Source organism: Leptobacterium meishanense (genome assembly GCF_037645805.1).
In the GTDB taxonomy this organism is placed as follows: domain Bacteria; phylum Bacteroidota; class Bacteroidia; order Flavobacteriales; family Flavobacteriaceae; genus Leptobacterium_A; species Leptobacterium_A meishanense.
Genome location: NZ_JBBEXE010000008.1, coordinates 1 through 13,334, shown reverse-complemented (window position 1 = coordinate 13,334; position 13,334 = coordinate 1). Strand labels below are relative to the sequence as shown.

The window sequence follows — 13,334 nt, the reverse complement described above, 5'->3', positions numbered from 1 at the left end:
ATATTTGGCTTATTAGTCACACGGTTCCCTACAAATAAATTATAAGATGAAATCCCTAAGATTATTCTTAACCTCCCTTTTTGCTTGCTTTTTAACAACGTCTCTGTCATTTGGTCAACAAACTGAAGTCGATTCTAGTAAACTTTTAATCGATAAAATCAAAGAGGAAGCCTCCAAGAATTCGGAGCTGGAGGTGATGGCACATTATTTATTCGATATCAATGGTCCCCGTTTAACTGCATCTCCCGGAATCAGAAAAGCAGGGGAATGGATGCAGAAAAAACTCAACAGTTGGAATATGGATAATGTGCGAATGGAAGAATGGGGAACATTCGGTAAGGGTTGGAAGCAAATTAACTTTTCGGGCCGGGTTTTAACCCCGTTTATTAAACCCCTGCAAGGGTTGGCCATGCCCTGGTCAGGAAGCACCAATGGTAAAATAACTGCTCCTGTTTCTTTGGCGCCAATTAAGAATAAAGATGCAAGTGGTTATCCTGAGATTACCACTTCTGATCACCTTAAAGCTGTCAAAGGAAATTTGGAGGGGTCGATTGTTATGTTACGCCCTCCGAGCGAAATCACTATCGAAGATAACGCCAATTACCGTTTTCGTTTGAGTGAGGAGGATTTTTTCGGCTCAAGGGAACACGCAGTTGACGCAGAGAAGCCTGCTGCTAATTTGAACCTTATTAATGAACTGATTGAAGGGCTCTACGAAAAACATGCCATACAAGAAGAGATTTTGGCAACAGCAGGGGTAAAAGCGGTACTTCTTCCTTCCACCAGAGATCATGGCGTTATCAGGCATCATGGAAACTGGGCCGGTATACGAGCAGAAGAAGGCACCAACATTCTCCCCAGGATTGTTTTGTCTAAAGAACAATACAATTGGGTATACCGGACCGTGAGCAATGGACAGGAAGTGAAGATAGAGCTAGACATTGAAAACAAATTTTACCCTGAAGATACTGGTTTCAACATCTTAGGGGAGATAAAAGGAAGTATGCTGCCTGAAGAATATGTTGTTCTAGGAGCACACATGGATTCCTGGACGTGGGGAGTGGGAGCTATTGATAATGGATCCGGGGTATTGATTATTATGGAAGCCATGCGTATCTTAAAAGCACTCGACATAAAACCCAAACGTACCATACTTGCAGCATTTTGGGGAGGGGAAGAGCAAGGGATCCTCGGTAGCCAGAAATGGGTAGCTTCTCATATCGATCTAAATAATAAGATAAGTGCTTATTTCAACCTTGACAACGGTACCGGGAAAATTGTAGGTGTTAGAGATCAATACTTTCATTCTTCTAAGCCAGTTTTAGACAGCATTTTAGCTCCTATAAAAGATTTGGGGGTGTTAGGCGCCCGCCATTCTGCTACAGGAAGTTCAGACCACTTGCCTTTTTACGCGAACAATATTCCTGCATTCACATTCATTCAGGATCCCTTAGAGTATGAATTACGAGTACAACATAGTCAATTAGACACATACGACCACCTTTCTTTTGACGATTTAAAACAAGCCAGCATCGTGGCTGCCTATATTATTTATACCGTTGCCAATAGGAACGATTTGATGCCTAGAGATTGAGTTTGCAAGTATTCCATTAGCTTTTCAGTATCTGCCAAAATAAAGAATTTGGTAAATGTATTGTTTCAGTAAATAGTGGGTCCGGGTTTTTAATTATATTATAGCCCATAAGTCATGTCCAAAAATTAGCTAAGTGAGCAAGCATATAAAACATCTTTTTTATTAATGACAAAAACTATAATTATGATAAGTGAAATTCAATACCCCGTAGAAAGAACCATTAAGCCTGGAAAACTAGATACTTTTAAAAACTTGGCTAATCAAGCAATTAAAATAGTACAGGATAATGAACCTGGCATGAAAGGTTACCAATGATACTTTAATGATGATGAATCTAAATGTTATACGGCAGAATGGCAATCAAGTTCCGAATCATTGTTAATGCATCTTCAAAATGTAAGTGATGTTTTGTCAGAACTTTTAGGATGTAGTAAAATTACTCGATTTGAGGTTTTTGGCAATCCTAACGCACAAGCATTAGAAGCGGTAAAAGGTTTAGGGGCAAAAGTATTCGCATACTTTAATAGGTTTATCAGATAACCTCATTTATCTTTTACTATCTCATCATTCTTACGAAAATGGAGTGTTATTCTCTACGGTGCCGGGTTTGGGATTGCGTTATGAATAGCATTGATTTTTTCCAGCAAATCGTTATCTAATTTTACATGAATACTATCAATATCTTCTTTTAGCTGCTCTATAGTAGTGGCCCCAATAATATTACTGGTTACGAAAGGTTGTTGATTCACAAAGGCTAGGGACATTTGTGCTAACGAAATATCATTTTCTTTTGCCAAATCATAATATTGTTGTGTCGCCTCGGTAGCTTTTTCACCTATGTACCTAGAAAAGTTGGGGAAAAGGGTAATCCGTGCGTTAGGGGGCCTTTTGCCTCCCAGATACTTCCCGGAAAGCACTCCAAAAGCTAAAGATGAATAGGCTAGTAACCCTACTCCTTCACGGATGGATACTTCTGCATTGCCCACTTCAAAGGTACGGTTGAGCAATGAATACGGGTTTTGAATAGTAATCATTCTGGGAAGGGCATGCTTTCTGCTTTCTTCTACAAAACGCATTGTGCCCCAAGGCACTTCATTGGAAATGCCTACATGGCGTATTTTCCCGGCTTTAACCAATTGATCCAGACTTTCCAAAACTTCTTTAAAATTATCTTCCCAAGCATCGTCGAGGTCATGGGTATAGCCTCGCTGACTAAAAAAGTTGGTCTTTCGCTCCGGCCAATGCAATTGGTACAAATCTATATAGTCGGTTTGGAGGCGTTGCAAACTTTTATTGACGGCATCGTTCAGTTCTTCTTTTTTAAACCCTCCGGTACGGATATGCTTGGTAAATTCTGCGGGGCCGGCTATTTTGGTTGCTAAAATAATTTCTTTGCGCTTTCCGGTTTTTTTAAACCAGTTTCCTATAATCTTCTCTGTTGACCCTTGTGTTTCGGGTTTTGCCGGGACAGAATACAACTCTGCCGTATCAAAAAAGTTAACGCCTTGTTCTATGGCATAGTCCATTTGTTCATGGCCTTCGGATTCGGTATTTTGCTCACCCCAGGTCATGGTGCCCAAACATATTTTACTTACTTTAATATCGGTGTGTGGTAGTTTTGTGTATTTCATTTAGCCTTTTTATCAGGATTTTATTTAAAAATAAACTATGCTCATATCACATTTCGATCCCGATAATTATCGGGACATCAATGTGACACAAAGCAAAGCCTTTGTGTAAACATCAATCTTTCTATATTTCATTTAGTAATCTAGTTACTTCGTCTAGCTTAGGGGTTAAAATCACCTCAATACGCCTGTTTTTAGAGCGTCCTTCAGGAGTTGTATTTGTATCTACAGGAGCATGTTCGCTTCTCCCGGCAGCAGTAAGGTTCTCAGGTTTTATATCTTTATTTTCTCTTAAAATTTGGACAATTGCTGTTGCTCTCTTCGTAGAAAGGTCCCAATTGTCTTTTACCTGTCCGCTGCCTTTGTACGGAACATTATCGGTATGACCTTCTATCAATATGGCAATATCAGGGTTTTGCGCCAATACTTTTCCTAATTCTTCTACTGCACGCCGGCCTTCACTGCCTACTGCCCAACTCCCAGAGGCAAACAATAATTTATTTTCGAGTGATACATATACCTTCCCGTCACGTTCTTCTACTGTGAGGCCTTTCCCTTCAAAATCGAGCAATGCTTTTGACAGGGCTTCTTTTAAGTTTTTCATAGCACTGTCTTTAGCCGCTATGAGGCTTTCTAATTCATCAATCTGTTTAGAACGGGACGCTAATTGTTGTTTTAATTCTCCTAAGCGTTTGTTTTCTTCTGCTAAAGCTTTTTCTTTAGCCTCTAAATCTGCCAGTAACTTCCGATTGGCTTTTATATTTTCTGCAATAGCAGCACTACTGTTTTTTTCCAATGCATCATAGGAGGCTTGCAGGTTTGTTAAATTGTTTTTTGTAGCTGTATAATCTTGTTCAAGTCTATTCTTTGTTGCAAGAAGTTCGTCGTATTTTTTTTGAAGTGATGAAAAGTCATTGGTTAATTGATTCGTCCTATTTTCTAGTTTCTCGTTTTCCTCTGTCAAGCGCTCATGATTACTTTTTAAATTGGTGTAACGTTCCTCTAAATCCTTATATACCTTTGCGGATACACATGAGGTTATTGTTGCGATAATAAATGTTCCTAAAAAAATCCTTTTAATCATGTTTCTGTTTTTTACTGTTCCAATTCTACTAAAATAGGGCAATGATCACTATGTTTTGCCTCCGGCAATATAACGGCTCTTTTTAATTTTTCTTGTAATGGTTGTGCTACCATATTGTAATCGATTCGCCATCCTTTGTTATTGTTTCTTGCATTGGCGCGGTAACTCCACCAAGAATAATGATGCGGGTCTTTGTTGAAATGCCGAAAGCTGTCTATAAAGCCGCTCTTTATAAAATTAGCTATCCATTCGCGCTCTACCGGAAGGAACCCGGAAACCTTGGCATTACGGATCGGGTCATGAATGTCTATTGCTTGATGACAAATATTATAATCCCCAGAAATAACCAAATTGGGAATATCTTTTTTGAGTTTATTTACATACTCCTGAAAATCAGCCATGTACTGTAGTTTGTGTTCTAAACGTTCTATATTAGTTCCTGAAGGCAAGTATAAACTCATTATAGAAACATTTCCAAAATCTGCGCGAATGTTACGCCCTTCAGCATCCATATAATCAATGCCGGTACCATACTCCACATGGTCGGGAGCTGTTTTAGAGAGAATGGCTACGCCACTATACCCTTTTTTTTCGGCACTGAACCAATAATGGTGTTTGTATCCGGCTTCTTCAAACTGTTCTAGTTCCAGTTGTTCTTTATGTGCTTTGATTTCTTGCAAACAAATTACATCCGGGTTGGCGCTTTGTAACCAGTCTAAAAAGCCTTTATTAATAGCTGCGCGGATTCCATTTACATTATAAGAAATGATCTTCATATGGTATTTTCTATTTTTTGCTAATTTAATTAATGCCTTTCTTTTAAAACTTAAAACTATTTTAAAATTAATTTCTGGAATATTTAAAATATTTTTGATAGAACTTAGTTCTAGCTATTAATGCGGTTTTATACATTCTTACTATTTTTTCTTATTTGTGGTTCTTTTTCTTTTTCACAAGAAATTCCATCTAATTACAGAACTAAAAAGGTTGCTGTGCAGGATACCATTGTTATTGACTCTGTAAATATTAATAACTCTTTTTTTAAGCTTTATGATAACCAAGGTGAAAAAATTGATAGTTCCTTTTATAATGTAGATTATGAGAATGCGCTACTGCTATTAAAGCAACACTTTTTGCCCCCTTCTGACTCCATTGTCATAGAATATCTCCGTTATCCTGATTTTTTAACTAAAAAATACCGTTTATTAGATCGAAGCCTTATTGTAGATGGCCCTGTTGACCTAAATGACCGCTATGTTTTAAAAGAGCCTGAAAGCATATCTCCTGAACTTTTTGATGGTCTGACTACAAGCGGGAGTATTTCTAGGGGAATAACGGTAGGGAACAATCAAAATGCAGTGCTCAATTCACAATTAGACCTTCAAGTTTCAGGGAAGATCTCTAATGATATATTATTAAGCGCTTCGATAAGAGATGCTAATATCCCTTTACAGGAAAGTGGATATTCTCAGCGATTGGATGAGTTTGACCAAATTTTTATTGAGTTGCAAAGTAAAAACTGGAATATCCGTGCAGGGGATGTTGATCTTATAAACACAGATTCCTATTTTATGCAATTCACTAAAAAGATACAAGGTGTTTCCTTAAATGCTACCATTAACCATAAAAATGCCGCTACACAAATTTTTGGTGCAGGGGCATTGGTACGGGGAAATTTTACACAAAGTCAATTTCAAGGACAAGAAGGCAACCAAGGGCCTTATAAATTATTAGGGCCTAATGATGAATTGTTCATCTTGATTGTTTCCGGAAGTGAACGTGTCTATGTAAATGGCCTGCCTTTACAACGAGGTGAAAACAATGATTATGTTATTGATTATAACGCAGGTGAAATCATTTTCACTTCTAAATACCCCATTACTTCGGACATGCGTATTACTGTTGAGTATCAATTTACCAACAACAATTACACACGTTTTATCGCTTATGCCGGAGCAACACACAAAACAAATACATTTACTTTAGGGACATACCTGTATTCTGAAAGTGATGCTAAAAATCAGCCAATGCAAGAGGATTTGACTGAAGAACAAGGCAGAATCTTAGTTGCTGCCGGAGATGACCCTTCGCTTATGAATGCGCCTTCTGCAATACCTGCCTCTTTTTCTGAAAATCGCGTCTTATACCGTAAAGAAACCCTAAACAATGAAGAAATATTTGTGTTTTCTACCAATCCGGAAGATGAGTTATTTAGTGTGCGCTTTACAAACGTAGGTACTAATCAAGGAAATTATATTTTAAACACCACTATTGCAGGAGGGAGGGTTTTTGAATATATCCCTCCAGCAAATGGCATCCCGCAGGGAAGTTATGAGCCCATTGTCCCCTTAAATGCCCCTACCCGACTGCAGATTGCTGTTTTAAACGGTTTTTATAATCCCTCTGATAAAACTACTGTTTCTTTTGAAGGGGCTGTCAGCGCTAATGACCTCAACCTTTTTTCTAATATAGATGATAGCGATAATACTGGTTTAGCAGGAAGGGTTTCATTGAAGCAAAACCTTTTTAATAAAGCATGGAAAAGTAATTTTCACGGAAGTTTTGATTATATACAAAAGGAGTTCCGCAATATGGAAGGCCTGTATCAGGTAGAGTTTAGCCGTGATTGGAACCTTCCTAACCGCCCTAATAATCAGTTACAAAATTTGAGTGGCCTTTTAGGAGATCAGCAGTTGTTAAAATCAGGAATTGCTTTTTACCATCCCAGTAAAGGCAATGCGTCTTACCAATTTGAGTTTCTGGATTTTAAAGAGTTTGCTACAGGAACCCGACATTTAATAAATACTGATTTAATATTAGATAAGTTTCATATTCAGGGAAATGCCAGTTTATTAAAAAATGATGCCATAACTTCCTCTTCTACTTTTTTCAGGTTGTTTTCAAGAACGACATATAGTTTTCATAAGGCGTGGGCAGGTGTTAATGTCCGGTTAGAAGATAATCGGCAACGGGCCAAAAGCAATGATAGCTTAACGCCTATTTCTCAACGATTCAATGAGTATGGCAGCTTTTTCGGGGTTGGTGACAGTACAAAAACTTTTATTGAGGTTGGATATAAATACCGCATAAATGATAGTATCCAGCTAAACAAGTTAGCGAAAGTCAACACTTCAAAAACATATTACCTAAACTCTAAGCTTCTTTCCAATGAAAGTACAAACTTAGCTGCATTCATAAGTTTTCGGGATTTTGAGAACACCGATCCGGATATTTCTAATGAAAAATCCCTTAATTCCAGGGTGCTATACAACCAATTTCTATTAAAAAAAATGGTCGCTGTAAATACTGTTTATGAAACCAATTCCGGCACACTACCTCAACAAAATTTCACTTATATAGAAGTTGATCCGGGCCAAGGTGCATTTACGTGGAATGATTATAATAACAATGGTATTCAAGAGCTGGATGAATTTGAAGAAGCATTGTTTCAAGATGAGGCAACCTATATAAGGGTTTTATTGCCCAATCAAATATTTATTAAAACTCACCAGAATAAATTTAGTCAATCTATTACTATGAATCTGGCTAAATGGAGTAACAGTAACGGTATTAAAAAATTCTTTTCACATTTCTATAATCAGTCTGCTTATTTGATTGACCGAAAAATCCGAAGAGAGGGCGATAATTTTAATTTGAACCCTTTCAATGCCAACAAAGATGACTTATTAGGGCTTAACCAAAATTTCAGAAATGTCCTTTTCTATAACAGGGGCAAGCAAAATTATACTACTTCCTATACTTATTTACGTACTAAATCTAAAAGTCTGCTCATCACAGGATCACAAGAAAACATATTGGAATCGCATCAATTACAATTTTCACATAAACTCAATACTTTTTGGTTAATTAACTTAACAGGAATTTCTTCCATTGCGGAGAGTATTTCCGAAAATTTTACCTCTCGAAATTTTGATGTTGTTTCTATGTCTTTAAGCCCTAAGATATCCTATCTAGCAACACAAAATAGCCGATTTAGTGTCTTTTATGAATTTGAAAGTAAAGAAAATCAACTGGGAAATATGGAAACGCTTATAAGGCAAAATTTTGGTGTTTCTTTTTCGTACGCAAACGAGCAAAAAGTTTCTATAAGTGGTGCTTTTAATTTTTTTAAAAATAATTTTGAAGGAAATGCTTTTTCCCCTGTCGGATATCAGCTTTTAGAAGGGTTACAGCCTGGAAATAATTTCACATGGAACTTTCTGGCACAAAAACGGTTAACAAAATTTCTAGACCTGAACCTTTCTTATTTTGGTAGAAAATCAGAAGGGTCTGATACTATCCATACTGGAACCATTCAACTTAAAGCGTATTTTTAAGTATTTACTATCTTTATAGAAACTCTTATGCTCTTTTGACCATGTATAGAATATTCGCATTCACTTTCATTTCTATATTCATATTAAATTGTACTACTAAAAAGCACGCCACGACAACCACTAACCAGAAGTTTATAAATAATGGCTATTTTCCAGCTACTTTATTTGCTTACAGTAATGCTTCATGCCCATATGTGTTTCAAATTGATGGGCAGAATACGATTTTATACGATCCCATAAATTTAAATGAGACACAAAAAACCTACGATAAAATATGGGTTAAATATGCTTCTTTAAAAAGGCCTAATCGTTGTGCTAATGCACTTCCGGTAACTATTTTAGATATACAGAAAAGAGAACAATGACAAATAAAGAGTCCACAAATCCCTAGATTTTTTAATAATCCAATATCTTTATTTCTGTCCTTCTGTTATACTGGTGTTCTGCTTCAGAACATTTAACTCCATTTTCGCATCGATTAACCAAGCGAGTTTCCCCATACCCTTTTGATATCAACCTGTTTTTAGCTATTCCTTTTGATATTAAATACTCTACAGATGATTTTGCCCTTCTATCAGATAATGCAAGATTGTACGTATCGCTTCCTCTAGAATCAGTATGCGAACTAAGTTCAATTTTAACAGATGGGTTTTCTGTTAAGAACTCTACCAATCGGTCTAATTCAAAAGCTGCATCCGGTCGGATATTCGATTTGTCTAAATCAAAATAAATATTTTCTATTCGATACACATCATTTACTTTTATCTTTCTCAACTCATAATGTATTTCTGTAGTCCCGCAAGATGGTTCATGCTTTATAAGTAGTTCTCTCCTAGGAAAATAGCCTTGTCTAGTCAATTCAATTTCATGTCCTTTTGTGGTTAATACTATTTCTGTTTCGAAGTACCCTTCTTCATTGGTATATATCTCCTGAAATTCGTTTGTATCTTTATTTTTTATAGTGATTTTTGTATTACTTAAACCCTCTTGGGTTTCTGTATCTAAAATAAACCCCTTAAAGAAACACCCTTCAGTTAATGCATTGGGGTTTGTTATGAAAAATGAATAAATATCGTCATTCCCCATGCCCCCGTCCCTATTGGACGAAAAATATCCTCCGGTATTTTCTCTATTAAATATGATCCCAAAATCATCTTTACTGGAATTAATAGGATACCCTATGTTTTGTACCTTTATTTTCCCTGAGGTTATTGGTGTACTATAAATATCTAACCCTCCAAGTCCTTCATGCCCATTGGAAGAAAAATACAATACTTCTCCTTTTATATAGGGAAACTCTTCATCTCCTTCAGTGTTAATCTCAGACCCTAAATTGACCGGAGTTGTCCATCCTCCACTCTTATATTCGCTTATATACAAATCTACTCCTCCATACCCTCCGGGCATATCAGAAGCAAAATATAGTGTTTTCCCGTCGGGAGTAATACTTGGGTGCCCTAAGCTATATTCTTTATTATTATATGGAAACTCTGTGGGTTTTGCCCATTTCTTTTTTTCTTCTTGCCAATTTGATAAATAGAGTTCTAATGTAACTTCATTCTTACTGCTCATTCCTACTTCCCCATTATAATCGTTACGGGTAAATATTACCTTGTTATCATTCTCGTAAAATGAAAGTGGCCCTTCATGGTACCTGGTATTAAGCTCATAATCAAATAACCTTGCTTTTATACCTGTGCTGTCTTCCATGTCCACAAAAAATATTTCCAAAAAAGGAGACTTGTCCCATTTATATATTTTGCCCCCTATATTACCTACTTGGCGAGCAGAAACAAAAACCAATCCTTCTCTGTAATATGAAGGGCTAAAATCTGCTGCTTGAGAATTAAATTCTACTGGTTTTATAAGATATACATCTGAATCTGTATAAAATTGTTTTATATTTTTGATTCCAGTAATTAACGCGTCTGCCCTCCTATCGGTATTTATAGCTTGTTGGTATTTTTCTATCCAAATTTCTGCCTTTTCATATTCTTGATTAGCCATTAAGGCTTGTGCATAATACAGTTTGTCTACAGCACTTACTTCTCCTGCTTCTACAGCTTTGGCATACCAATATGCCGTTTTTTCAGGATTGTTCATCTTTCTGTATGATGTCGCCAATTGAACTTTCAGGTAATTATTCTGAGGATCATTTTCAGCTAATTTTTCATACATTTCCGCTGCCGCTGCATACGCATATTCATTGAATAATTTGTCTGCCCTTTTAACACTGATACTCGATGTCAATTGGCCATAGGTATGAGAAGATATGATAAATAGTATAAATAGTATCTTTTTCAATTCTTGGTATCTTTTTGGTTAAACCCTAGTTTTAAAAGTATCGAGGGGAAATAATCCTGTCCCTTGAAAAATTAAAATTAAATTGTAACATGAATTCATGAGAACCCGAATTTACCCTTCTTAAATCTGTTGTTGTAGCAAAATCATATGCATAGCCTATCTGTAACTGTTTTGTTATTTGAAATTGGGCTATGGCATCAAAAGAGTCAAAAGAGCGGTATGAAAGCCCCAGCCATAACTTTTCATAGAATAAAAAGTTTGCATTGATGTCAAATTCTACAGGTGCTCCTTCAACATATTTCATGAGCACGTTAGGTTTTGCTTTTACGTTTTCCGAAATAGGGAATACATATCCCGTGTATGCAAAATAATGTCTTTCCAGAAAAGAATCAGAATCTGCATTGTTTTTATCAAATTCATTTCTAATTAATTGAGGAGAAGATACCCCAAGAAAAAATTGATCTGTGTATAAATATGCGCCTGCTCCAAAATTGAATTTGCTAACTGTTACATCCGCATTTGTAAACACAGGATCATTAATGTTTAAATCACTATAACGCGAGTTAAAATTGTTATAATTCCCCTGCAAACCAAAAGACAATTGTGTATTAACGCCTAATTGCAACCGATAGGCAAATGCAAGTGTAAATGATGTTTGTTCTGTTATCCCTATCTCATCGCGCAATACCATTGCCCCTAAGCTTACCTTCTTTGTTTCATTAATTGGTGAGTGTACCGTAAATGTTTGGGTGCTAGGCGCCCCATCTAATCCCACCCATTGTTCCCTTGCTAACAGGGTAGCCGAAATAGCGTTATGGGTACCTGCATACGCCGGGTTTAAGGCCATTCCATTAAACATATATTGTGTAAACATCACTTGCTGCTGTGCTTCTACTTTTGTACACAAGATAGTTCCTAACAGAAATAAATAAACGATCTTTCTTCTCTTCACTTTTCTTTCTTTTTATCTTTTAATCACTATAAATCCACTCAAAGGTTTCCCTCCATTGCCAAGGTCTATCACATAGAAATAAGTACCATCAGGGACAGGGGTTGTAGAACTTTCGCTTATAAACAGCCCTTCATTTGCAATCCCTTGCCACACCCTGTCAATATTATTGTATTGATCTATTTCCCAAATAAGGTTCCCCCATCTATTAAATAGCTTGACCTTATTATCAGGATAGTTTTCAATCCCCTGAATAATCCACGAATCATTTGTTCCGTCATTGTTTGGTGAAACTCCTTTTTCAGGAACAACATTATCTACGGTAGGTTCATTTGGAATTACCGCTGCTAATGATGTATTGTTATTAATATCATTATCCAACTGATCTGAAACCACTTCAGCTATGTTCAGATAGTCTCCTGAATCATTAACCGTTACAGTAATATTTAAAATTGCTGTAGATTGATTCGCTATACTTCCAATATCCCATATTCCCGAATTTACATCGTAATCTCCTCCACTATCATCAGATACATAAATATATCCATCTGGTAATAAGTCTGTCACTATAACACCTGTAGCATCGTCAGGGCCATTGTTCGTTACGGTTAAGGTGAAAATTACATCATCCCCTATATCAGGTGATGTATCATTAACACTTTTTACTATTCCTAAATCTGATATAAGGGCTGTTACAGGAATCGTATTTGCCCTATCTGTATTATCTGAAGGATTGGGGTCATTTTGATCTGCACTTACACTAGCTATATTAATATAATCCCCCGAATCATTAACCATTGCAGTAATACCAAGTATAACCTGATCTCCTACATTTAAATCTCCTACATTCCACTCTCCTGTGTTTGAATTATAAGCCCCTGCCCCATCATCACTTACATAGGCATATCCATTAGGTAATACATCCATTACTATAACACCTGTCGCATTTTCAGGGCCTTCATTAATGACAGTCAAGAAGAATACTACTTCACTTCCTCTATTAGGGCTCGTATTATTTACTGTTTTACTCATTATTAAATCAGCACCTCCAGTATTAACAGGAGTTGTAGTGGCTGTATCAGCCTCATCACCAGGATTCGGGTCGGGTTCATTACCTGTAACTGTGGCACTATTTACATAATTGCCTGCTACTAATACCGTTGCTGTGATGTTTAAGGTGGCTGTAGCTCCATTGTTGAGGTTTCCTATAGTCCATACGCCCGTACCATTGGTATACGCTCCGCCGCCATCATCACTTACATAGGTATAACCATTGGGAAGATTGTCTGTGACCGATACGCCCGTAGCATCACTAGGGCCATTGTTGGTAACCGTTAAGGTGAACACCACATTGTCCCCTACATTCGGAGTGCCATTGTCTACTACTTTGTTCATTACTAAATCGGATCGTAAAGGCACCACAGTAGCTGTATCGGTC

The 13,334-nt window shown here is 36.8% G+C and carries 9 protein-coding genes; 3 read left to right on the top strand and 6 right to left on the bottom strand.

The window, feature by feature from the left end; translation table 11 throughout:
* Positions 1 to 46: 46 nt before the first annotated feature.
* Positions 47 to 1,594, top strand: a complete 1,548-nt coding sequence (locus tag WBG21_RS09215; RefSeq protein WP_340077154.1) for a M20/M25/M40 family metallo-hydrolase — start codon at positions 47 to 49, stop codon at positions 1,592 to 1,594.
* Positions 1,595 to 2,187: 593 nt separating this feature from the next.
* Here WBG21_RS09215 and WBG21_RS09210 read toward each other — a convergent pair.
* The 3 genes from WBG21_RS09210 to WBG21_RS09200 all read right to left on the bottom strand — a co-directional run bounded on the left by WBG21_RS09210 (position 2,188) and on the right by WBG21_RS09200 (position 5,082).
* Positions 2,188 to 3,225 (bottom strand): NADP(H)-dependent aldo-keto reductase, encoded by a 1,038-nt coding sequence (locus WBG21_RS09210; protein WP_340077152.1) that lies wholly within the window; start codon positions 3,223 to 3,225, stop codon positions 2,188 to 2,190.
* A 121-nt stretch (positions 3,226 to 3,346) separates the two neighbouring features.
* Positions 3,347 to 4,306 carry an OmpA/MotB family protein gene (locus WBG21_RS09205; protein WP_340077150.1) on the bottom strand — a complete coding sequence of 320 codons (960 nt, stop codon included), beginning with the start codon at positions 4,304 to 4,306 and terminating at the stop codon, positions 3,347 to 3,349.
* Between the two features lie 11 nt (positions 4,307 to 4,317).
* Positions 4,318 to 5,082, bottom strand: coding sequence for an exodeoxyribonuclease III (locus tag WBG21_RS09200; RefSeq protein ID WP_340077148.1), 765 nt, complete (start codon positions 5,080 to 5,082; stop codon positions 4,318 to 4,320).
* A 120-nt stretch (positions 5,083 to 5,202) separates the two neighbouring features.
* Between WBG21_RS09200 and WBG21_RS09195 the strand changes: the two genes are divergently transcribed.
* Positions 5,203 to 8,643: a hypothetical protein gene (locus tag WBG21_RS09195; RefSeq protein WP_340077146.1), complete on the top strand. Its 3,441-nt coding sequence runs from the start codon at positions 5,203 to 5,205 to the stop codon at positions 8,641 to 8,643.
* 41 nt (positions 8,644 to 8,684) lie between these two features.
* Entirely contained in the window at positions 8,685 to 9,008 is a 324-nt protein-coding gene (locus WBG21_RS09190) for a hypothetical protein (RefSeq protein ID WP_340077144.1), read from the top strand.
* A 31-nt stretch (positions 9,009 to 9,039) separates the two neighbouring features.
* Here the strand turns inward: WBG21_RS09190 and WBG21_RS09185 are convergent, their stop codons facing one another.
* From WBG21_RS09185 to WBG21_RS09175, 3 genes are all read right to left on the bottom strand, one after another.
* Positions 9,040 to 10,947, bottom strand: coding sequence for an OmpA family protein (locus tag WBG21_RS09185; RefSeq protein ID WP_340077142.1), 1,908 nt, complete (start codon positions 10,945 to 10,947; stop codon positions 9,040 to 9,042).
* Positions 10,948 to 10,978: 31 nt separating this feature from the next.
* A complete protein-coding gene (locus tag WBG21_RS09180; protein ID WP_340077140.1) occupies positions 10,979 to 11,899 on the bottom strand; it encodes a PorP/SprF family type IX secretion system membrane protein in 921 nt (306 codons plus the stop codon).
* Between the two features lie 12 nt (positions 11,900 to 11,911).
* On the bottom strand, positions 11,912 to 13,334 hold a 1,423-nt coding region (locus tag WBG21_RS09175), incomplete at its 5' end, for a T9SS type B sorting domain-containing protein (RefSeq protein WP_340077138.1).